The organism is Carboxylicivirga agarovorans, from assembly GCF_050589845.1.
Lineage (GTDB): Bacteria > Bacteroidota > Bacteroidia > Bacteroidales > Marinilabiliaceae > Carboxylicivirga > Carboxylicivirga agarovorans.
Genome location: NZ_JBNGPA010000025.1, coordinates 19,085 through 41,052, shown reverse-complemented (window position 1 = coordinate 41,052; position 21,968 = coordinate 19,085). Strand labels below are relative to the sequence as shown.

The following is a 21,968-nucleotide window of genomic DNA, read 5'->3' as shown; positions in this document are numbered from 1 at the left end:
GGTACATGAAAAAAATCTTTATCCTTTTATCACTTTTACTTCTTTTGCCACAGGCATATGGGCAAGGTGAAGAACTCTCAAAGCCCGTCGAAAAAGATCAACCTGTTATAGAGCCTTTTCTGAGCGGTTATATTATTGACAACCAAACCACCTTTGTTCCTGTAAAAAAAACATTTGAATTTATGATCCAACATAAGTTCGGGAACATGGATAATGGTATTCAGGATGTTTTTGGTATTTATTCGCCCGGTGCTTTCATAAGAACAGGTATTAACTATGTACCCATCAAAAACATGCAGGTGGGTTATGGTTTACACCTGCAAAGAATGTACAGCGATTTTTCGCTCAAATACACCATCCTGGAACAAACTCGTAGAAACTCCATACCGGTGGCAGTTGGATTTTATGGTAATGCGGCCATTGATGGTCGCGAGGGTGAAGTATTTGGAACGGAATATGAATTCTCTGATCGCATGTCCTATTTTGCACAGCTAATTGTTGGACGAAAGTTTGGTGAGGTCGCAAGCATACAGGCCAATGCCAGCTTTTCGCACTATAATGCAACCGAGGCTGGTGTTGATCATGATAAAATAGCTGTAGGAATAAATGGCCGCTTTACCCTCAATTATAAACATGCCCTGATGTTTCAGTGTGATGTCCCATTGGAATTAAAAGATATTTCTGAACATACTGAAATGGATAATCAACCATATCCGAATATAGGATTCGGATGGGAGATGAGAACCAGTGCGCACGTCTTTCAATTGTATATAACTTCATCGCAAGGCTTTCTGCCGCAACACAATATGCTTTTTAACCGTAACAGCATACGCGACGGTGAAATACGCTTTGGATTTACTATAACACGCTTATATAATTTCTTTTAACTATAAATCTTTACACTATGAAAACGTATATCTCAAAACTGTCAATCCTGGCCATTATGGCAATGATACTAATGTCGTTTGTTGGAGAGCAGGATAGTAAAACCAACACCAAAAAAGAGGTTCCTGCCGAATATAAATCCAAAGAAAACCCCTATGAAGGAGATACCTCATTAAAAATGATTGGCCTCAGAAACTTTAACCGTCACTGTGTTTCATGTCATGGAAAAAAAGGCAAAGGCGATGGTGTCATGGCAAAGAATATGAAAACCCCTCCGGGAGATCTTTCTGCGAAATACATGGAGCAGTATAATGATGGGGAGTTGTATTATTTGTCATTCGTAGGTATTGCTGATCGTCCCGATTTTATGAAACTGATTCCCAACGAAGAAACCAAATGGGCCGTGGTGAACTATGTTAAATCACTTCGGGAACAGTAAATGCCAGGCATCTGCACTTTTAGCTTAATCACCTTTATTTTTTTATACACAATGAAAACCTGACCGGAACCTTTCAGCTGACAAGCCCGAAACCTCAATATTTACTTTTAACCCCAAACCCATGTCACTAAAAAGAAAACTACTACTGCTGGTTATTTTGCCTGTATTCTCATGTGGGGCTATTGCTCTTATTATTTCATCGCTGAGGATATATAATCAGGGTATTGATGACCTTGAGAACAAGAGTAACTCTATTCTTGATTTGTACACCATGCATTTTTTAAGGTATCATACCGATGGGAGTATGTCGGAAGACAACCTGGACGAAACCGATGATAAGCTTAAAGAGGCATACACCTTCAGAATTGTTTCACAAGATGCCTTAAATGAGAATCATATTGCCACAAAGAAAGAGGTTGAATATGAAAACATGTTGCGGGATCAAAAACTCGAAACACTAAAGGTGTTTGATGAGGAAAGTAATGAAATGCGTATTATTCGTCCTGTCTACTATAATGATGAATTGAATTGCGCCTTTTGTCACAATCAAAATCAAAAGCATGCTTCAATGAGTGAAGGTGATATCAGGGGATTGTTCATTGTTTCAAGCAGCATGGAGCCCGTATATGAAAGTGTAAAGTCGTCCGTTTTCCAGATATCTGCCTTCAGTATCTGTATAGCTGTGATGGCCATCCTTATCAGCCTGGTAATTATCAGGCGCATTAACAGGTCCTTTGATGGTATTCTAAGAACCAGTAAACGAATTGCCAATGGCGATTTGACGGTCAATATAGATGTGGATAGCAAGGATGAACTGGGAGAAATAGCAGGTAGTCTTAAGCAGATGACTGAAAGCATCAGAAATATTGTCACTGCAATAACCTCGGGGGCCAATAATATTGCTGTTGCAAGCGAAGAGCTGAGTATTAGCTCAGGCAGAGTGTCTGAAGCTGCCACCGAACAAGCCAGTTCGCTGGAAGAGGTTTCTGCTTCTATGGAAGAAATGCTGGCATCCATACAACAGAACACGGCTAACTCCGATCAAACACGCTCAAGGGCTGCTAAGGCGGCCAAGTCGATGCTTGATGTGGGTAACTCGGCCGATAAAAGTTTAAACGCGATACAAGGCATATCCAGCAAGATATCTGTTATCAATGACATAGCTAATCAGACGAATATATTAGCATTAAATGCAGCCGTAGAATCGGCTCGTGCAGGTGCGGCAGGACGAGGATTCGCAGTTGTTGCCAGTGAAGTGAAAAACCTGGCTGAAATGAGTAAAAGCGCAGCCGATGAGATCATTCAACTATCAGGTTCAAGTGTTGAAGTGTCAGAAGAGGCCGTTAAGCTGGTTTCTGAAACGCTGCCCGAAATTGAAATGGCAGCCAAACTGATGCAGGAAGTTTATACAGCCAGTAATGAGCAGAATGTAGGATCGGAGCAGATCAATTCAGTTCTGTCGGAGCTGAACCGCTCAACACAGGTCAATGCAGAAACAGCCGAAGAACTCACAGGCAATGCTGAGGAACTGAAGTTTCAGGCACAAAAGTTTAAGCAGCTGGTGTCTTTTTTTAAAGTGGGTAATCAGTAGTGATGCATGCATAGGATGACAAACAAAAATTGCCTGTAATCATCCAATGTCTTGAAAAGCACTATGCAGTGGTTGACAGCCACAGCTGGTAGTGACTGTTAAAAGCAGTATGCAGTGGTTGACAACCACTACACGGGGTAATGATCAAGGATAGTATGCAGCAACAAACAGCCTCAGACAGGCAAGGACTGAAAGGTACAGTATTAAAGACATACAGGGGCCTGCTTCGGATCAACCTCGCTGACAGCGAGGTTGATCCGAAGCATTACCGAAGAAATACCGAAGAGGGGTCGAAGCATTACCGAAGAAAAAACAATGCCATTTCAACACTAAAAAGGGATTTTTAAAACGGTAGTAATCATTCCGCGCCCTCTTTTCCCAATTTTTTCTACATCATTAAACATAGGTCAAACTTAAAAATCCATTACGTTTCTTATTTTTACAGCATATGATCATCTAATTGCAAACTAATGAACAAACTACACACCTTCATTTTAGTTGGCCTGCTATGTGTAAATGCGCTGTTGGCGCAAAACAATGCCAATAATATTCAACTTGACCTGGAGCAAAGCGCTCAGCGTAAAAACATTCTTATACCCGATATTGCGGGCTACCAGACTCTAAAGGGAGACTTCCACATTCACACAGTGTTTTCAGATGGATTGGTATGGCCGAGTATTCGTATTAAAGAATGCTGGACTGAGGGTTTAGATGTTATGGCCATTACCGATCACATAGAGTATCGTCCGCATAAGAACTACATGACCGATGGGCATAATCATTCCTATGAACTTGTAGCCAATGATGCAAAAAAGCGTAATATCATATTGATCAGGGCGACTGAGATAACCCGAAGTATGCCTCCGGGACACTTAAATGCACTCTTCATTAGTGATGCTGATTCGCTTTATAAAAAGGAGGTGGATGATGTATTTGAAACTGTTAAGGAGCAAAAAGCGCTGATGCTTTGGAATCATCCTGGGTGGAAAGCCCAGCAACCCGATACCTGCCTGATATATGAGGTGCATGAAAAGCTGATACAAGAAGGACTTGTGCAGGGAATGGAGGTCATGAATTATACCGAATGGTATCCGATCGTGTTACAATGGTGCGTTGATCATAAACTTGCTGTATTTGCCAATAGCGATATTCATGGTGTAAGTGCTTATGCCTATGATCTGCAGAATGGTCATCGGCCAATGACTTTACTTTTCGCAAAGGAACGAACGCAGAATGGTGTGAGGGAAGCAATTGAATCGGCCAGAACAGTTGCCTGGTTTGATCAGCAACTGGCTGGTCCCGAAGATCTGCTCAGACAATTATTCGAGGCATCGGTTAAGCTGAAACCTGCCTTTCACGCGGATGATAAATACCAGTACATGGAGCTGAGCAACCAAAGCGACATGAAATTTTCATTTATTAATGAAATGACGAGCAACGGAGCACCTGAAAGGTTTGAACTTCAACCGCGAAAAACAATTGTGATCCGTGTGAATAAGGATGCAGGATCATTTAATGTGACACTCGATAACTGCCATACCGGGATGTTTAAAAATTTGCAGCTTAGCCTTATGTAAGGTTATCTGTAAATGCTTAGGGGCGAAAATATGTGGCGCAAAGCACATATAGAATGGGGGAAGAACCTTTCACATGTGAGCTTTGCGCTTTTCTATGCTTATATCAATACTAAATCGGAATAAGGCTCATTTCAAATAAGCTTTTTTCCAGCTTGAAAGCGCTTGTTTCTCTTTACCGTCTTCGTTTATGATACCGGTACTTAACCATAGCTTTCCGATCTCCTTTACCTCGTCTGGAAAAGTTTCCCACAAGGCATCGTAATCACGGTGAGCCCACCAGATGGTATAGAGGTAATCACGCTCCTGGGCATTGCATAAGAGGGTTTGCAGATAGTCGTCCTGTTCCTGTTCATTACCTGATATGCTTAGTTTGAGATTATCGAGGTACAGATCTTCCGACAGATAACTGGTTTCTGAAAATGCAACTGGCACATCGATATGTGTATGCAGAAAGTCAAATGCTTTTTGAAAATCACTTTTGCTTGTCAAGCCTTTAAAAAAGGGATAAAAGCTGATTGATGCAAAGTCTAAAGTATTCATATAGTCTGTTACTTCATCAATGTATTTCCCGGCATCGGCCACTTCTGGTTTATAAAGGTTGTGCAAGGTCATAGACTCTGAAATAGCAATACCAGGGAACTCTGCCTTGAAACGTGTTCTTACCGAGCGCATCAGGCGCTTGTAGCCGTTCCATTTATCGGGACTGTTGATCAGTAACTCATTGGCTTCAATAGCGACATTCACATAGTCGGGTTGTAATTGTTGAGCAATATAAGCCAGGTGTTTATAATAGGCGTCTTCAATGTGTTGATCATCCAGCGAAAAATACTCAGGTATAGATCCATCAAAATCGGAAGCCAGATCATCACGATCAATATTCAATAAACTGACCGACACAAGTAATTTTTTTTCTTGAATTTTGCGTGTAACCCTGCTTTCTATTTCATCAGTAAATTCAGCAGGCAATGTTTGATCATTGATCAGGGCGTTCCATGGAATGCTATTGTCTATGTGTTCGCAATAGATATCGCCATTATCAGCTATAAACCGGTAAGTGTTATTCAGTGCTTCAATTTCAGGAGCATAGATCCATGTGCTGAATCCCATTTCAAATTGCCTTTGCGAATATTGACTAAAAAAATCATGAGCAGGCTCTTCTTTTATGTCAGAACATGCCTGAATAGTAATAAGTATCGCAATTAAACAGGCGACATGGAGAAATTTCATACACTTTGTTTTTTGATTGATACACTGGCCTATGGCATTTTGTTACATCACAGGAAACTTAATTGTTATTTTCTTGCCAGTACTTTAATCCATAATGCGGGTTTATTCAGTCTAAATAATTCGGAATTATTGTAACCTATCAGGTAAGTTTTAGTTCAACTGCTCATAACCTGAAAGAGTTATTTGTATTTGGGGAGCATTTATCATCGGGAGATGGCTGATGTATGCACAAATGACTCTGTAAAAATCATATTGATGAAAAAGATAGTGTTGGGAATGATGCTGAAGTTAACCTGACTGAGCACAAGCTTGTGGTTGAAAATCGCGGTATGGAGGCCTACGATGCTTTCAAGAGCGATTACAGCGCTTATACATCTAAACAACAAATGAATGAGTATGCAGCTGCTAAAGATGCACATGATAAAGCTGTTGAATCGGGAGAGCTGAACAAATACGAGGGCATGGTAACGCATACTGCAACACAAGGTTATATGCTAATGTACATGTCATTTAATAAGTTGGGGGAATTTCCGGTTGAAGTATGCGAATTAACACAGTTAAATCAGATATATTTTAAGAACCAGAATATTGGAAGCATTCCTTCTGAAATTGGACAGTTAACACAATTGAAAAAGCTGGACATCTCTAAAAACAATATCAAGTCTATTCCTGATGAGATTGCCAATTGTAAGGAACTAAAAACATTGGTAATTAAAGGTAACCCGCTTCCGCAAAGCGAAATAGATAAGCTTTCGAAGTTGTTGCCTGACTGCAAGATTAAATTATAATGTGCAATTGACTAATAGTGAAAGCCACCCGCGTAAGGGTGGCTTTTTTATTAAATACTCACTACCTTTTTGAGCAGAAACCGACAAAATGCTCAAAAAAAGAGATCGCCATAGTATTCTTATTGATGAACATGAACTGGTCTATTACCGTACCGGTAATGGAGAACCATTGATATTGGTGCATGGTATCACCACGTACTCTTTTATCTGGCGGAATATTGTTCCCTTTCTTGAAGATAATTTTGAGTTGATCATTGTTGATCTCTTGGGATGTGGTGATTCAGACAAATCCATTGATGTAGAATTCTCGTTGAAGAACCACGCCAAAATTCTTGCCCGGTTTCTGGAATTATTGCATATCTCAAAAGTTCATTTGGTGGGGCACGATGTGGGAGGCGGGATATGCCAGATAATGGCCGTTCGTTATCCTCAACTTATCCTTAGTTTGACCCTTATTAATACGGTGGCTTATGATTTCTGGCCTGTTCAGCCCATTATTACCATGCGAACGCCTATAATTAGGCAGTTGGCAATGGCCTCACTGGATCTGGGCGCTTTCCGGTTCATCGTAAAACGGGGCTTGTATTATACCAATCGCCTTGATAAAGAGTTAATGGACTTCTTCTGGTATCCGATGAAAACAAGTGGCGGACGAAAGGCCTTTCTTCATTTTTCACATTGCCTGAACAATCAGGATCTGATAGAAATATCTGATGCGTTAAGTCAATTGAAAATGCCGGTTTTAATTATCAGGGGAGATAAGGATGTGTACCTGAGTAAACAAATCGCCGAGAAGCTGCATCACAATATCAGGAACAGTCAGTTAGTAATAATTCCAACCGCCGGTCATTTTATCCAGGAAGATGAACCGGCATTAATTGCCCAAAACCTAACCACATTTATACAAAAATAGATGAGTGACCAGCCCCACAGGATAAAAAGTCTTGAATTGCGCATAAAAGAGCTTGAGGAAGAGAACAATTCCTTGTCGAACAGGGTAGAGGAAATGTTATTGCTTAGTCTCATTAATGAAAGTTTTGAATCCATTACCGATGAGACCGTATTGATTCATTCGGTTCTTGAGAAAATATCCATTTTAAAAGATATTGCCTACTGTGCCTGTTATGATTACTCAACGGGCGACTGCAAATGTATTGTTGAATATTGCTCTGTTTTAAATACAGAAGCCTGTCAGGGTGTTTTTAAGTTCTCAGATAAGCTCATTGAAGATTTTAATCATGAGCCTATTGTAAGCTTTAAGATTAAAGAAAGACCCGATGCCATTGTTTTAACAAACAAGACAACACCCTTTTATGCGAGGGAATTTTTAGCATTGACATTTAGCACACGATTTTTAAAAAAAGGCGTTTTTGTTTTTATAAGTAATAACCAATCAGGCATACCATTTTCAAATGACCTGCATCCCTTCAACCATATCATCCAATTGGTTATTGATAAGTGGGAGCGTCTTATTTTAATGAAAGAATTACAGCAGTTAAATTCAGAATTAGAAGATCGTGTAGATAAGAGGACAAGCCAGTTGCAGCAAAGTGAAGAGAAATACAGGCAGCTGTTTAACATGGCCAACGATGCCATTTTTATATGGGAGCTTAAAAATAATGAGATTGCCGGTTGCATTGAGATAAATGATGCGGTTGTTAATATGACCGGATATACTTTAAGCGATTGGAGTGATATTAATCCCTTTGATCTGCTTGACGAATGCTATCTGCCTGAAGAAAGAGAGGAATTTGAAAGGTTACTGAAAAAGCCGAGTTCCATATTTAAAGCGACCTTTAAGGTTAAGCATAAATTATTGCCACTCGAAGTTCATTCACGTCGATTCTCCATATCCGACAAGGAATTTGTTATTGCCATTGGTCGCGATATTACTGAACAGCAAGCGTATGAAAATAGTATTGTTGAAGCACGTAATAAAGCTGTAGAATCAGAAAAACTCAAGTCAGCATTCCTGGCCAATATGAGCCATGAGATACGCACACCTATGAATGCAATAGTTGGTTTTAGCGAACTGTTATGTCAGGATGTGATGAGTGAGAACGAAGTGAATATGTATGCCAATATCATTTTTAAAAACAGCATGCACCTGCTTAATCTTATTAACGATATTGTAGATTACTCAAAGATAGAAGCAGAGCAGGTCAAGATTTTCAACCATCCTATCTACATTAATGAGTTGATCTCAGATCTGTCCGTCAACATGATCTCTATGCTGCACAATGCTTCCAAAAATCATATTGATGTGTTAACACATACACCGCTAAAAGATGCAGATGCCAAAATAATAACAGATGGTACCCGCTTGCGGCAGGTGCTTTCTAATTTAATTAATAATGCCATCAAATTTACAGATTCGGGCTTTATAGAAATAGGCTATGAATTAAAAGAGAAACAGCTTGAGTTTTTCGTAAGGGATACAGGCATAGGCATTGCTCCCGAGCATCAGGATAAAGTATTTGAGCGCTTCGTACAGGTAGGGCAACGGAAAACTGTAAATATTGGAGGAACAGGCTTAGGGCTTGCCATCTGCTCTCACTTAGTTGGAAGAATGAATGGTAAAATGTGTCTGGAATCAAAACCGGGAGAAGGATCTAATTTTTACTTTACCATCCCTTATATAACACTTGATAGTGAAGTGGAAGGGAATGAAAACTCTTGATTTTTAACATTGTGTAAACAAGGCTTTATTTAAATTTTATTAGTTTTAAATCAGCCTTTTACTTATAAAAATATCTTGCATTTGATTTTACGAAGACTTTTACTCATATCAATAGTGCTTTGTGGCTCAATAATCGGCATCGGACAGGAACCGGGGATGAGGTTTCGGCATATCACTATTGATGATGGTTTATCAAATAATAATGTATCTGCTATTCTAAAAGATTCAAAGGGATTTATATGGGTTGGCACCTTTGATGGTCTCAACAGGTACGACGGATATGAATTCCAGACTATAAACAGTTATGGTGAAAAGGATCTTAAGCTGAGTAGCAATATTATCAATTGTTTGTTTGAAAGTGCAGATGGCTGCCTGTGGGTTGGTACATTGGGAGGAGGGCTCAATTGTCTGGATGTATCACGAAGGACCAATAGTGTATTTGTATATGACTCTTTGAAAAACAGCATTAGCTCCGATCATATTTTTGACATTGCAGAAGATAATAATGGTATGATTTGGATAGCAACCGGGGCCGGATTGAATAAATATAACCGGAAAGACGAGTCATTTACGAATTATTCAACGCTTGATGGATTAAATGGTACCAATCTAGTTTCTCTGACTATTGTTGGTGATGAATTATGGATCGGCACCTATGGAGGAGGACTGAATATCCTGAATACAAAGACCGATAGTATAAGAACATTTGTAACACCTAAAAACAAGTTATCAAGTAAGTGGATTTGGGATACTTTTTATGATAGTGATGGATTAATGTGGCTTGCAACCGAGAAAGACGGTTTATGTTATTACAACAAGGAAACCGGTGAATTTCACTATTTTCAAAAGAAAGAAGGGGAGTATAATTTCCTGAATAATAACTTCCCGGTAAGTATTGCTGAGGATGCGCAAAAACGCGTCTGGATCACCACTGACCGGGGTGGACTCTACTGTTACGACAGGGAAACAGAGCAGTTTTTTAAATACCGAAACAACCCGGTACTGAATGAAAGTATTCAATCAGATGCACTTACCAGGTTATTGGTGGATGATACAAATACACTTTGGGTCGGCACCTACGATAAGGGCTTTAGCATGTCTAAGTTAAATCAATGGAACATCAAGCACTATAATCATCAAAAGGGTGAACCAAATAGTTTATCTGATAAGAGTGTGAATTGTATTTACGAAGATTCTGATGGTGAAATATGGGTTGGTACTGAAAACGGCTTAAACCGTTTGGATAGAGATTTCAATGTTATTCAAAAGTTTGATCTTGAAAATGGCTTGAGCGATAATGTTGCATTGACAGTTTTGGAGGTTCAAAAGGGAGAAATATGGATTGGTACTTATACAGGAGGCATTAGCATTCTTAATAAGAATACCGGAACATTTACCTATCTGAAAAACACTCCTGAGGATGATCAGCCGGCCCTGTCCAGTGACTTTATAAGAGCCTTATATAAAGATTCGCATGGTTTAATATGGATTGGAACTATACGTGGGGGAGCCGATGTTTATGATCCGGAGACAGGTGAATTAACAAATTACCCTAATTCATATCCTGCCAACACACATCTGAACAGTAGCAATGTCATGGCGATATGGGAAGGTGAAGCATCTGATATATGGCTGATAACCTATGGAGGTGGTATTAATAAATATGAAAGAAGCAGCAAATCGTTTTTACACTTTCAGCACGATAAAAATGTTGATGTTTCCTTGTCAAGCAACCAGGCTACCTGCCAGTTAACCGATAGTCATGGGAATTATTGGGTAGGAACTAATTTTGGTCTGAACAGGATGAACAATGATGGACAAAGTTTTACCCGGTTTTATATGAACGATGGACTGGCAAGTAATTCCATTGTTGGATTAGCAGAGGATAGTAAAGGCAATATATGGATAACAACGCAAAATGGCTTAAGTATATACCAGACTCAATCAGGTGTGTTCTCTAATTTTTACAGGGAAGATGGTTTGCAGGAAAATGTGTTCCATTACAATGCCATTACTCTATTGAAGAGGGGTGACATGGTCTGTGGCGGTATTAATGGCATCAATGTTTTCAATGCAGATATTGCTTTTGAAGTGCGTCAGCCTCATAAGGTGGTTATGACCGGACTGTCTGTTTTAAATCAAAAAGTTGATCACGGAACGCTTGCCGATGGTCGCCAAATCTATGATGGTCACATAAGTGAAGCCGCAGAAGTAAACCTTTCCCATAAGGATAAGCTGTTTGAGTTATATTATTCGACGCTTGAATACTCCAGTTCGGGACGAACAACATATCAGTACAAAATAGATGAACTTCACAAGGAGTGGATAAACCTTGGAAGTAAAAATGTTATTTCCTTTCACAGTTTACCACCCGATAATTACACGTTCAGGATAAAGTCAATTATAACAAATGGTAAACTTGAGAGTGAAGAAAGTCTTTTGAAAATCAATATTAAACCACCGTTTTATCTGACAAACTGGTTTTACGTACTTGTAATTATTGTCGGTGTATCAATGGTGTTTGGTTTTTACTTTATAAAGAATCGTACTACCCGGAGGCAACGTATAATGCTTCAGAGAAAAGTAGCGGAAAAAACCAAAGAACTAAGCCTGGTCAATAAAAAGCTCGAAAAGCACAGGAGGAACCTCGAAAAACAGGTTGACGAACGCACGAAAGACCTTAAAATGGCAAAGGAAAGGGCAGAGAAGGCGGATGCCTTGAAAACAGCCTTTCTGGCAAACATGAGTCATGAGATCAGAACGCCTATGAATGCCATATTGGGCTTTGTTGACCTGCTTAATGAGAAAAGTATATCGAAAGAAGAAAGTGATTATTTCAGAAGTTTAATACAGGCTAATGGGATGACGCTCATGCGACTGATAGACGATATTATGGATTTGGCACGTATTGAATCCGGGGCCAATATTTTCATACGAAAAACCAATTTCGAATTACGTGAAGAGATAGAGCAGATTTGTGCCATATATAAAGGTGAAAACAGTGAATTGATCGATGGAGTCAGTTTTTGTTGCAACAGAATAGAAGAGCCGGTAATGGTTTATACGGATCCATTGCGATTAAAACAGATCATAACCAACCTGATCAATAACGCCATTAAATTTACAGAAGAGGGTTCGATAACTTTCAGCTATTCGATCAACAATGGTCGATTGCAGTGTTCAGTTAAAGATACAGGCATTGGAATCCCTCCCGGGGAGATAGATAATATTTTTGACCGCTTCAATAAACTAGAGGGGCAAACTGAAAAGATTTACCGCGGAACAGGCCTGGGCCTTGCCATTACCAAAGAGCTTATAAGGCTTTTGGGTGGTACTATCAGGGTTGAAAGTCAACAAGGCAAAGGCTCTGTCTTTTATTTTGATATTTCTGTTTGTTGATCAGGCAAACAGGAATTTAAAAGCTTCCTCAATTTTACTGGCTTTAATAACCTGGATGTCAAACTTATTTAGTTCAACCCCTTTAATATAACTTGGGATGATAATGCTTTTAAAACCCAATTTAGCAGCTTCACCAATGCGTTGATCGAGGCGAGTAACGGGGCGTATTTCTCCCGATAACCCAACCTCACCTGTCATGCAGATGTCAGGTGAAATAGCCATGTCCATATTTGATGATAACACCGCAGTAATTACTGCCAGGTCAATAGCCGGATCGTTCACTTTTAAACCACCTGCGATATTAAGAAATACATCTTTTTGGGCCAGTTTAAAACCGGCACGCTTTTCTAATACTGCCAAAAGCATATTAAGGCGACGCAAATCAAAACCGGTAACTGATCGTTGTGGATTTTGGTAGGCGGCCGTACTTGCCAGCGCCTGCACTTCTATTAAAAATGGGCGTACACCCTCTAGAGCTGCTGAGATAGCCACACCGCTCATTTGCTTTTGCTGGGTGGCCAATAATAATTCCGATGGATTACTGACTTCACGAAGGCCGGAGCCAAGCATTTCAAAGATCCCAATTTCATTTGTCGAGCCAAAGCGGTTTTTGATCGAGCGTAAAATGCGGTACATATGGTGGCGATCCCCTTCAAATTGCAGAACAACATCAACCATGTGTTCCAGTACTTTTGGCCCGGCCAGGCTACCTTCCTTGGTGATGTGGCCAATTAAAAATACCGGAATGTGCTTTTCCTTACAGACGCGTAAAATACTTGCAGTACATTCACGAATCTGAGATACGCTGCCCGGAGCTGACTCAATGCGTTCTGTCTCCAGTGTTTGAACAGAGTCAACAACAAGAACATCAGGCTTTTCGTTGTCAATATGTTTTATGATATGCTCAACAGATACTTCACTGACGACATGGCAATTATCGGCTGACGCACCCGAGATACGGTCAGCACGTAGTTTAATTTGCTGTGGACTTTCTTCTCCAGAAACATAGAGCACTTTTACATTGGGCAAGTTTAATGCTGTTTGCAAAACCAGTGTCGATTTCCCAATGCCCGGTTCACCACCAATCAGCACCATTGCTCCCGGGACCAGACCACCACCCAAAACTCTGTTGAGTTCTTCATTGCCAGTGCTTAAACGAGGTAACTCCTCCACCGAAACACTGGATACGGGCATGGGCTTTGTTCGCTCTGCAATAACAGTTCCCGGTCTGCTGTTTTTAGCTTTACCGGTTATTTTGGTTTCTTCAACAAAAGTATTCCACTCTCCGCATGCATAGCATTTACCTTCCCATTTGGGTGACTCATTGCCACAGTTCTGGCAAACGAAAACAGATTTGGTTTTGGCCATTTATTATCTCTTTGTTCCTCCTGAATTTATTCTTACGCTAGGTGATTCAACGTTTATCTTTGAAATCAGGAGGAAATATTCTTACATCGACTCTTTAATTTTTTCTACGATAGACGTGGTTGAGAAGCCAGGAACAAAGTCGATGGTTTCAACTTTACCCCCTTTGGCCATTAATATGTCGTAACCAACAATGTCTTTTGCATTGTAATCACTTCCTTTTACCAATATGTCGGGCTGCAGGTCCTTTATTAATTCATAAGGGGTATCCTCATCGAAGAATACAACCAGATCAATAAATTGCAATGATGCCATCAAAATAGCACGGCTTTGTTCATCAACAACTGGTCGCTGAGGGCCTTTTAAGCGCTGAACAGAAGCATCAGTATTAAGTCCAAGGATAAGCTTTGAGCCTTTGTCTTTGGCTTTAGATAAGTAATCGATGTGCCCGCGGTGCACAATGTCAAAGCATCCGTTGGTAAAAACTATGCTTTCATTGTTTTTGTTCCATTGAGCAACAATAGCCTTTGCCGCCTCCCGGTTTTTTATCTTGTCATGAATTTTATCCAGTTGTGTCATTGAACTGTTTATTTGTTTAATTGCCGATCTGCCGGTTTGTATTCAGAAAACCGCCTGAATATTCCATACGATCAAAAATAACAAAACCCCGACAGCTGTCGAGGTTTCATCATTATATTTTTTACATTACCGGTTAAATACCAAATAATTTTAAACCAAAGCGTTTGTAGCTGTATCAGGAAAGATAAAAGTTGGTTTAAATTGTTTTGCTTCTTCCAGTGTCATATGGCAATATGTAATAATAATTACAACATCGCCCACTGCGACTTTACGTGCAGCAGCGCCATTCAGGCAGATAACTCCAGAGCCTCTTTCGCCTTTAATAACATAAGTTTCAAGACGCTCTCCATTGTTGTTATTCACTACCTGAACCTTTTCGTTTTCAATAATGTTTGCAGCATCCATTAAATCTTCATCAATGGTAATGCTTCCTACATAATTCAGGTTTGCTTCAGTAACTGAAACATTGTGCAACTTTGATTTTACAACCTCAACATTCATGATCCCTATAATTTGTATGTCACGTTATCTATCAATCTTATTTCACCGGCAAATACCGCTATACAACCAACAATGTAGTTACTCTCATCCCAGTTGTCAACAGCTTGCAGTGTATAACCATCCACTATTTCAAAATACTCAACTTCAAGTTCAGTATCTGCATTAATGGCGTCTTCAACTTGTTTTTTGACACCTTGTACCGATGTATCGGCGACAAAGTTACAAGATTCAACTAAAGTACGGGCAATTAAGGGGGCATTTTTTCGTTGAGCTTCACTTAGCAGCATATTGCGCGAACTCATTGCCAATCCATCCTTTTCTCTAACGATATCGCAAGGCACTATTTCAACAGGCATACTCAGCTGTTTTGTCATGGCTCTGATAATGGCCAGTTGTTGAAAATCCTTTAGTCCAAAAAATGCTTTATCGGGAGTGACCATGTCAAACAGGCGACTTACAACCTGGGCGACACCATTGAAGTGGCCTGGTCGAAATTTTCCTTCCATAACAGTTTCCAGGTCTCCAAAGTTAAATTGGCGATCATCTTCTTCTGGATATACTTCATCAACAGCAGGAGCGAAAATGTAATCGCATTTGACTGTAGAAAGAGCTTCCAGGTCTGTTTCCAGGTCTCGAGGATAGCGCTCAAGATCTTTTGAGTTGTTAAACTGTGTTGGATTGACAAAAATACTGACAACAACTATATCGCTCTCATTGGCAGCTTTCTTTACCAAAGTGAGGTGACCTTCGTGTAATGCTCCCATGGTTGGAACAAAACCTATTTTCAGGCCGCTTTTCTTAGCTTCACTGATTTGATGTTGTAGTTTTTCTACCGTATTAACTACTTGCATGGTTAATGTTTTTAAGTGGCACATAAACAGGTATTAAGACTGCTTAATTGTGCCAATAAAATTTAGCTCGGCAAAGTAATAAAATACTTATCACATATATCCTAAAAATATTCAAAAACCTTGTTAAATTATAGTTTCAAACCATCGATTTTAGTGTTTGTTGACCGTTATATCAGCATGCGTGCAAGGGCTTTATTTGTCAGGTGGTTTATTTTTCGTACTTTTGCATTTGCTAAAAATATTCTACCAGTATAATAATGGAAAAAGCAAAAGTCTTATTCATCTCTCAAGAAATAACACCTTACCTTCCCGAGACAGAAATGTCTAAAATAGGTCGTTACCTTCCTCAAGGCATCCAGGAATTAGGAAAAGAAATCAGAACTTTCATGCCTCGATTCGGCTGTATTAATGAGCGCCGCAATCAGTTACACGAAGTAATTCGTTTATCGGGTATGAATCTAATAATTGATGATACCGATCATCCGCTGATCATCAAGGTAGCATCAATTCAGGCTGCTCGTATGCAGGTTTACTTTATTGACAACGAAGATTATTTCCAACGTAAATCGACTTTGGTAGATTCTGAGGGAAATGAGTTTGAAGACAACGACGAGCGAACTATTTTCTTTGCCCGCGGTGTGTTGGAAACCACTAAAAAACTGCGCTGGGCTCCGGATGTGGTTCACTGTAACGGTTGGTTTACAGCTTTAGCTCCTTTGTACATTAAAAAGGCAATGAACGAAGATCCGCATTTTGCGAATTCTAAGGTGGTATATACTGTTTACGACAATGATTTTAAAAACCTTTGGAGTGAAAATTTTAAAGAAAAATTAAAGCTTGAAGGTGTTGAAGATAGTGACTTAGAGGTGATGGCTGGGAACGATTACGTGAATTTGACCAAGTTAGCTATTTCTATGTCAGATGGTGTTATTCAGGGTAGTGAGACAATAAATCCTGAAATAAGTGAGTTTATTAAGCAGTCAGGTAAGCCATTTTTAGGTTATCATGATGAAGAAAGCTACGTGGAAGCTTACAATGGATTTTATGATTCATTATTAGACTAAGAAACTATACGTATGAAGAATTATTCTTTGAACAAGATATTTTTATCAGCAGGCCAATTATTTATGATTGGCCTTCTTTCTTTAACGGTATCGTGTAAGGATGAACCGGCGCGAATAACCGGAGATGTTTTACCCGAGGGGGAAATGATAAAAGGACATTACTATGATGGTCATATTTTGAATACTCAAAATATATCAAGAACGAAAGATGGAGGTAATGTGCGTACCGACGATGCTACCTATGGTATAATCGGAACGTTTGAAGATCCTGTTTTTGGCCCTACGAAAGCCGATTTTGTAACCGATTTCTCTATTGGTAGACGGGTTTTCTTTGACATCGACAGTATCTATGGTCTTAGTTTGACTACCGGGAATGATACTGTTTATAAAAATGACGACAAAGGCTTCCAGTATTATCAATTCGATAATAATAATGGTGATCCGAGGTTTCCCTATGATGAGTGGATCTTGGATAGTTTAGTTTTGAATATGCAATACCAGTTTAATAACTGGTATGGCGATATGCTTTCTGAGCAAAATATTAAGGTGTATGAATTAACCACACCCCTTGGTTTGGCTGGAGTTGATCAATATTACAACGACCATGAAATGAAAGGGCTTTACAATCCTATAGCTATAGGTGAGGCGGTGGTTCATCCTAATAATGAGGTACCTGATTCCTTAAAGAATGCAGATGTTTGGGGAGACGGCCTATGGGATAATCCGGTGGACCTTTGGAGTGATCCTTCCTATCTATGGGACGTTGCTAAAGTAGATACGGTGATGGACAATAGCTTTAACGGACATACAACGCAGATTAAAAACTGGAGTATTAAGTTAGATGAAGATAGAGCAAGAGAATTTTTTGAATTAGACGAGAATACCCTGTCATCGACAGCTGCATTTAAAAGCTTTTTCAATGGTTTGTACATTACAGCTGATATTGCTTCCAATGAAACAGGAACGGGTTCATTGACAAAAATTAATCTGTTAAGTGGTGATAATGTCGCAACTAATTTAAGCATGCATATATCACGTAAATATAAATATTGGAAGAAGCAAGAGGACAATACATACGAAATCATAGATTCAACTGTTAAGCAAATTCCTTATTCATTCCCGATTAACCTTGAAAATGTTCGATTTAACAGGTATTCTCATGATCTGAATGATGCAATTAAGCTGGATGATCCGTCTACTGACAAATTGTATATTCAAGGTATGGCAGGAAGCTATATGCGCTTGCAGTTGCCGGAAGAGGTGTTAACCTGGGTTGATTCCATTGGTAATCCTGCCCAGGCGGAGCCATTCAATGCTATTGATTATCACATGGTGTCTAATGTAGAGTTTTATATGGAAGCAGCGATGGATTCAGCTGATGTTGCCCGATATCCGATCCCTGGTCGTTTAACCATTAAGTGGCCTAATGATAAAGGGGAACTGGTAGATCCGATCTATCAAATCGTTGTTAATGGAAATGAAGTATCCGTACCTGTGTTTGGAACGACAGACAGCCAGGGGAATAGTGTTGGTTCAGGTGAGCGAGTATCTCGCTTAAATGAAAATGGAGATATTGAGTATCTGTATCGTTTTATTATGCGTGCTGATTATTTCAACTACATCATGCGTTATGAAGATGGTGCCGGCTTAGATGAAAAGGAATTCTTTATTGGACCTGAAAATACAACGGCTAATTTCCAGCGCGTCATCCTATACAGTGGCTCTGAGGATAATGAGCAAGTTAGCAAGGGTGGTGAAAATGTTGACAAACGAATGAAAATGAATGTCAAGTATTATCAATATCGACCAAGATAAATCTTATTCACCAAGAAATACAGGGGGATGTTCTTTTGGAGCATCCCTTTTTTTGTGGTAAAACAAAAGCAAACAATTAAAAACGAAAGCAAAATGTCTTATGTATGACAAAAAGACTTCTTACTATTCCTTTGTAATTGGGTAAGGTAGTTGCGATTTTATTTTAGTCAGCTTTCATTTCATTCTTGTATGGTGTTCATATACAATTCTTTCATACTTTAGTTTTGTAATTACCGTTTAACTGAGAGAATGAACAAATACCGGGCACTAACTCAAGATGAAATTAACTTGCTTGAAGCACGAAATTGCATATGTGCGGATTGGCAGAAAATAAGCGTAGCAATTGATTTTGCTGCAACAGCATTACGAAATGTATCCCTTTCAGGCGATGTAAAGCTGGGAAGCTTCAACCGGACATTCACCTTCCCCGGGGGAGTTGAAAAGAAAGCTGGTATTTCTAATGCTACCATCCATAATTGCATTGTTGAATCCGATGCATATATCAATCAGGTAAAAAACCATATTGCCAACTACCATATTTATTCAAATGTGGTGATTGAAAATGTGGATTCCATTATTACTGAGAAAGAGAACTGTTTTGGAAACGGTGTTCAGGTTTCAGCTTTAAATGAAGCTGGAGGTCGTGAGATCTCAATTTATAACGAATTATCGGCTCATACGGCATATATAATGGCCATGTACCGACATCAGCCCGCGGTAATTGAAAAATTGCAAAAGCTGATTGATAAATATTGCCATGGTATCTGCAGTTCGATGGGAACCATTAGTGAAGGAGCTCAGCTAATTAACTGCCGTACAATTATAAATACTAATATCGGTCCGCGAGCTAAAGTCGAAGGGATCTATCGTTTGTGTAACGGTTCAATCAACAGTTCAGAGAAAGCTCCAAGTTATTTTGGCCCAGGGGTAATTGCCGAGGATTTTATCGCAGCTTCAGGGTCTACAGTAAGTGATAGTTCTTTACTATCGAAATGTTTTATCGGGCAAGGTTGTGAATTGGGGAAGCACTACTCTGCTGAAAATTCAGTTTTCTTCGCCAATTGCCAGGGCTTTCATGGGGAAGCCTGTTCTGTTTTTGCAGGGCCATATACTGTAACACACCATAAATCAACATTGTTAATTGCTGGTTACTTCTCTTTTATGAATGCAGGAAGTGGTTCAAACCAGAGTAACCATATGTATAAATTGGGACCGATCCATCAGGGTGTGGTCGAGCGTGGCTCAAAAACTACCAGTGACTCTTACCTCTTATGGCCCGCGCGAATAGGAGCCTTTTCATTGGTTATGGGGCGCCATTATCGTAATCCGGATACCTCGCAGCTTCCGTTTTCTTATTTAATCGAGAATAAGGACGAAAGTATATTGGCACCAGGCGTTAATTTACGCAGTGTTGGTACCATTCGTGATGCGAGAAAGTGGCCTAAGCGCGACAAGCGTACTGATGATAAGTTATTGGATTTCATCAACTTTAACCTGTTAAGCCCTTTTACCATACAGAAAATGATCAACGGTAAAAAGGTTTTGAAAGATCTCATGGCTTCTTCAGGTGTTACGTCTGACTATTACATGTATAATAGTGTAAAGATAGCTAACGGCGCCTTAAGGCGTGGTATTCAGTTATATAATACGGGAATTATAAAATTTTTAGGCAATGCGCTGATAAAAAAGCTGGAAGATGTTATCTTTGAATCGTTAAGTGAATTAAGAAAAAGCCTTTCGAAAACTTCCGATTATGGAAATGGGGAGTGGATAGATATGGCTGGTTTGCTTGTTCCCAAAGAGCGGGTAATGACCCTGCTTGATGATTTACAAAATGATAACATATCGGATTTGGATGAACTCAACAGCCGATATGCTTTGTTGCATGACAACTATTTTGATTATGCATGGACCTGGTGCCTGAAAGTCTTCAAAGACGAATTTGATCTGGATTTCCAGACAGCTGAAATAGATCAGATTCTGTCTTTTGTCGATGACTGGAAAAAATGTGTAATTGATTTAGATAATATGGTTTATGCCGATGCCCGCAAGGAGTTCACATTGAATAACCAAACGGGCTTTGGTATTGATGGTTCTGAAGAAACACGCATGTCTGACTTTGAGCAGGTGCGAGGTGAATTTGAGAAGCATCCGTCTGTGCAAGACATCAGTAATCACATCAGGGTAAAAAGCAGATTAGCTGAAGAACTGAAGGAAAGGCTTATCCTCTTAAAGTAGAGAATAAACCTTAAATAGATTACTATGCGATTAATCATCGAGCCGGATTATCAACTGGCTTCTTCATGGACAGCAAGTTACATTGCACAAAGAATTAACAAACACCAGGATAATAAGCCATTTATTCTGGGATTGCCAACGGGCTCGTCGCCACTGGGGACGTATAAAGAATTGATCAGACTGAATAAGGAAGGAAAAGTGTCTTTTCAAAATGTGGTAACCTTTAACATGGATGAATACCGTGAAATACCGCGTGAACATCCGCAGAGTTACTACACCTTTATGTGGGACAACTTTTTCAGCCATATTGATATAAAGCCTGAAAATACCAATTTATTGGACGGGCAGGCTGAAGACGCGGAGGCAGAATGTCAGCGTTATGAAGATAAAATTAAGGAACTGGGAGGTATCGACCTGTTTTTAGGAGGTATTGGTCCTGACGGACACCTTGCTTTTAATGAGCCGGCGTCGTCATTAAGCTCCCGAACAAGGGTTAAAACGTTAACCTATGATACCATTTTAGCAAATTCACGCTTCTTTGATAATGACCCTGATAAGGTACCAAAAACGGCTTTAACTGTTGGTGTCGGGACAGTTTTGGATTCAAAGGAAGTGTTGATTATTGTAAATGGACATAACAAAGCGAGAGCTTTGCAACATGCTGTTGAAGAAGGAGTCAATCATATGTGGACCATTAGTGCATTGCAAATGCATCCTAAAGGTGTTATTGTTTGTGATGAGGCTGCAACCTATGAACTAAAGGTTGGGACTTATAACTATTTCAAGGATATTGAAAAAGACAACTTAGCACCGGAAAGCTTATTAAAATAGCAAAAAAGGTTTTACACCTTTATCGGTATAACACACATTTGTTTGAAGAGGAACTCCTGTTGGAGATTCCTCTTTTTTTTCAGGTTAAGCATGTTACTGATTTGGTAAAAAAGTAATATACAGATAAACAATAAAGAA

Annotated in this window: 18 protein-coding genes; 13 read left to right on the top strand and 5 right to left on the bottom strand. The window is 39.5% G+C overall.

The features are described 5' to 3' along the window. The first annotated feature begins 5 nt into the window (after positions 1–5). The 5 genes from ACRD69_RS19050 to ACRD69_RS19030 all read left to right on the top strand — a co-directional run bounded on the left by ACRD69_RS19050 (position 6) and on the right by ACRD69_RS19030 (position 4,492). Entirely contained in the window at positions 6–887 is an 882-nt protein-coding gene (locus ACRD69_RS19050; protein WP_430816725.1) for a DUF5777 family beta-barrel protein, read from the top strand. A gap of 17 nt (positions 888–904) precedes the next feature. Further along, positions 905–1,324 carry a c-type cytochrome gene (locus ACRD69_RS19045; RefSeq protein ID WP_430816724.1) on the top strand — a complete coding sequence of 140 codons (420 nt, stop codon included), beginning with the start codon at positions 905–907 and terminating at the stop codon, positions 1,322–1,324. 121 nt (positions 1,325–1,445) lie between these two features. After that, on the top strand, positions 1,446–2,915 hold the full coding sequence (locus ACRD69_RS19040; protein ID WP_430816723.1) for a methyl-accepting chemotaxis protein: 1,470 nt from the start codon (positions 1,446–1,448) through the stop codon (positions 2,913–2,915). A gap of 155 nt (positions 2,916–3,070) precedes the next feature. Beyond that, positions 3,071–3,262 carry a hypothetical protein gene (locus ACRD69_RS19035; protein WP_430816722.1) on the top strand — a complete coding sequence of 64 codons (192 nt, stop codon included), beginning with the start codon at positions 3,071–3,073 and terminating at the stop codon, positions 3,260–3,262. Positions 3,263–3,385: 123 nt separating this feature from the next. Beyond that, positions 3,386–4,492 (top strand): Sb-PDE family phosphodiesterase, encoded by a 1,107-nt coding sequence (locus ACRD69_RS19030; RefSeq protein ID WP_430816721.1) that lies wholly within the window; start codon positions 3,386–3,388, stop codon positions 4,490–4,492. A gap of 126 nt (positions 4,493–4,618) precedes the next feature. On the opposite strand, the gene ACRD69_RS19025 is transcribed toward ACRD69_RS19030, so the two are convergent. Further along, a complete protein-coding gene (locus ACRD69_RS19025; RefSeq protein ID WP_430816720.1) occupies positions 4,619–5,719 on the bottom strand; it encodes a glycosyl hydrolase 53 family protein in 1,101 nt (366 codons plus the stop codon). A 329-nt stretch (positions 5,720–6,048) separates the two neighbouring features. Between ACRD69_RS19025 and ACRD69_RS19020 the strand changes: the two genes are divergently transcribed. The 4 genes from ACRD69_RS19020 to ACRD69_RS19005 all read left to right on the top strand — a co-directional run bounded on the left by ACRD69_RS19020 (position 6,049) and on the right by ACRD69_RS19005 (position 12,586). Beyond that, complete coding sequence (locus tag ACRD69_RS19020; RefSeq protein WP_430816719.1) at positions 6,049–6,507, top strand: leucine-rich repeat domain-containing protein; 459 nt, start codon at positions 6,049–6,051, stop codon at positions 6,505–6,507. 88 nt (positions 6,508–6,595) lie between these two features. Continuing rightward, positions 6,596–7,420 (top strand): alpha/beta fold hydrolase, encoded by an 825-nt coding sequence (locus tag ACRD69_RS19015; RefSeq protein ID WP_430816718.1) that lies wholly within the window; start codon positions 6,596–6,598, stop codon positions 7,418–7,420. Beyond that, a complete protein-coding gene (locus tag ACRD69_RS19010; RefSeq protein WP_430816717.1) occupies positions 7,421–9,187 on the top strand; it encodes a sensor histidine kinase in 1,767 nt (588 codons plus the stop codon). 81 nt (positions 9,188–9,268) lie between these two features. Further along, positions 9,269–12,586: a ligand-binding sensor domain-containing protein gene (locus tag ACRD69_RS19005; protein ID WP_430816716.1), complete on the top strand. Its 3,318-nt coding sequence runs from the start codon at positions 9,269–9,271 to the stop codon at positions 12,584–12,586. Here the strand turns inward: ACRD69_RS19005 and radA are convergent, their stop codons facing one another. From radA to panC, 4 genes are all read right to left on the bottom strand, one after another. Then, positions 12,587–13,954, bottom strand: coding sequence for a DNA repair protein RadA (radA, locus tag ACRD69_RS19000; protein WP_430816715.1), 1,368 nt, complete (start codon positions 13,952–13,954; stop codon positions 12,587–12,589). An 81-nt stretch (positions 13,955–14,035) separates the two neighbouring features. Next, positions 14,036–14,530 (bottom strand): D-glycero-beta-D-manno-heptose 1-phosphate adenylyltransferase, encoded by a 495-nt coding sequence (gene rfaE2 / locus ACRD69_RS18995; RefSeq protein ID WP_430816714.1) that lies wholly within the window; start codon positions 14,528–14,530, stop codon positions 14,036–14,038. Between the two features lie 150 nt (positions 14,531–14,680). Next, the gene (gene panD, locus ACRD69_RS18990) at positions 14,681–15,031 is read right to left on the bottom strand and encodes an aspartate 1-decarboxylase (protein ID WP_430816713.1); all 351 of its coding nucleotides are present in this window, start codon (positions 15,029–15,031) and stop codon (positions 14,681–14,683) included. 5 nt (positions 15,032–15,036) lie between these two features. Continuing rightward, complete coding sequence (panC, locus tag ACRD69_RS18985; RefSeq protein ID WP_430816712.1) at positions 15,037–15,882, bottom strand: pantoate--beta-alanine ligase; 846 nt, start codon at positions 15,880–15,882, stop codon at positions 15,037–15,039. Between the two features lie 257 nt (positions 15,883–16,139). Here panC and ACRD69_RS18980 point away from each other — a divergent pair, with 257 nt between their 5' ends. The 4 genes from ACRD69_RS18980 (at position 16,140) to nagB (ending at position 21,830) form a co-directional block, all read left to right on the top strand. Next, the gene (locus ACRD69_RS18980; protein ID WP_430816711.1) at positions 16,140–16,946 is read left to right on the top strand and encodes a glycogen/starch synthase; all 807 of its coding nucleotides are present in this window, start codon (positions 16,140–16,142) and stop codon (positions 16,944–16,946) included. Between the two features lie 12 nt (positions 16,947–16,958). Beyond that, entirely contained in the window at positions 16,959–18,761 is a 1,803-nt protein-coding gene (locus tag ACRD69_RS18975) for a DUF4270 family protein (RefSeq protein WP_430816710.1), read from the top strand. A 249-nt stretch (positions 18,762–19,010) separates the two neighbouring features. After that, positions 19,011–20,999, top strand: a complete 1,989-nt coding sequence (locus tag ACRD69_RS18970; RefSeq protein WP_430816709.1) for a DUF4954 family protein — start codon at positions 19,011–19,013, stop codon at positions 20,997–20,999. Between the two features lie 24 nt (positions 21,000–21,023). After that, positions 21,024–21,830 carry a glucosamine-6-phosphate deaminase gene (nagB, locus tag ACRD69_RS18965; protein ID WP_430816708.1) on the top strand — a complete coding sequence of 269 codons (807 nt, stop codon included), beginning with the start codon at positions 21,024–21,026 and terminating at the stop codon, positions 21,828–21,830. The last annotated feature ends 138 nt before the right edge of the window (positions 21,831–21,968 follow it).

What these genes read in the sequence shown, in the direction of transcription:
- ACRD69_RS19050 (WP_430816725.1), top strand. Translation starts at nt 6, where the DNA reads ATGAAAAAAATCTTTATCCTTTTATCACTTTTACTTCTTTTGCCACAG.
- ACRD69_RS19045 (WP_430816724.1), top strand. Translation starts at nt 905, where the DNA reads ATGAAAACGTATATCTCAAAACTGTCAATCCTGGCCATTATGGCAATG.
- ACRD69_RS19040 (WP_430816723.1), top strand. Translation starts at nt 1,446, where the DNA reads ATGTCACTAAAAAGAAAACTACTACTGCTGGTTATTTTGCCTGTATTC.
- ACRD69_RS19035 (WP_430816722.1), top strand. Translation starts at nt 3,071, where the DNA reads ATGCAGCAACAAACAGCCTCAGACAGGCAAGGACTGAAAGGTACAGTA.
- ACRD69_RS19030 (WP_430816721.1), top strand. Translation starts at nt 3,386, where the DNA reads ATGAACAAACTACACACCTTCATTTTAGTTGGCCTGCTATGTGTAAAT.
- ACRD69_RS19025 (WP_430816720.1), bottom strand. Translation starts at nt 5,719, where the DNA reads ATGAAATTTCTCCATGTCGCCTGTTTAATTGCGATACTTATTACTATT.
- ACRD69_RS19020 (WP_430816719.1), top strand. Translation starts at nt 6,049, where the DNA reads ATGGAGGCCTACGATGCTTTCAAGAGCGATTACAGCGCTTATACATCT.
- ACRD69_RS19015 (WP_430816718.1), top strand. Translation starts at nt 6,596, where the DNA reads ATGCTCAAAAAAAGAGATCGCCATAGTATTCTTATTGATGAACATGAA.
- ACRD69_RS19010 (WP_430816717.1), top strand. Translation starts at nt 7,421, where the DNA reads ATGAGTGACCAGCCCCACAGGATAAAAAGTCTTGAATTGCGCATAAAA.
- radA (WP_430816715.1), bottom strand. Translation starts at nt 13,954, where the DNA reads ATGGCCAAAACCAAATCTGTTTTCGTTTGCCAGAACTGTGGCAATGAG.
- rfaE2 (WP_430816714.1), bottom strand. Translation starts at nt 14,530, where the DNA reads ATGACACAACTGGATAAAATTCATGACAAGATAAAAAACCGGGAGGCG.
- panD (WP_430816713.1), bottom strand. Translation starts at nt 15,031, where the DNA reads ATGAATGTTGAGGTTGTAAAATCAAAGTTGCACAATGTTTCAGTTACT.
- panC (WP_430816712.1), bottom strand. Translation starts at nt 15,882, where the DNA reads ATGCAAGTAGTTAATACGGTAGAAAAACTACAACATCAAATCAGTGAA.
- ACRD69_RS18980 (WP_430816711.1), top strand. Translation starts at nt 16,140, where the DNA reads ATGGAAAAAGCAAAAGTCTTATTCATCTCTCAAGAAATAACACCTTAC.
- ACRD69_RS18975 (WP_430816710.1), top strand. Translation starts at nt 16,959, where the DNA reads ATGAAGAATTATTCTTTGAACAAGATATTTTTATCAGCAGGCCAATTA.
- ACRD69_RS18970 (WP_430816709.1), top strand. Translation starts at nt 19,011, where the DNA reads ATGAACAAATACCGGGCACTAACTCAAGATGAAATTAACTTGCTTGAA.
- nagB (WP_430816708.1), top strand. Translation starts at nt 21,024, where the DNA reads ATGCGATTAATCATCGAGCCGGATTATCAACTGGCTTCTTCATGGACA.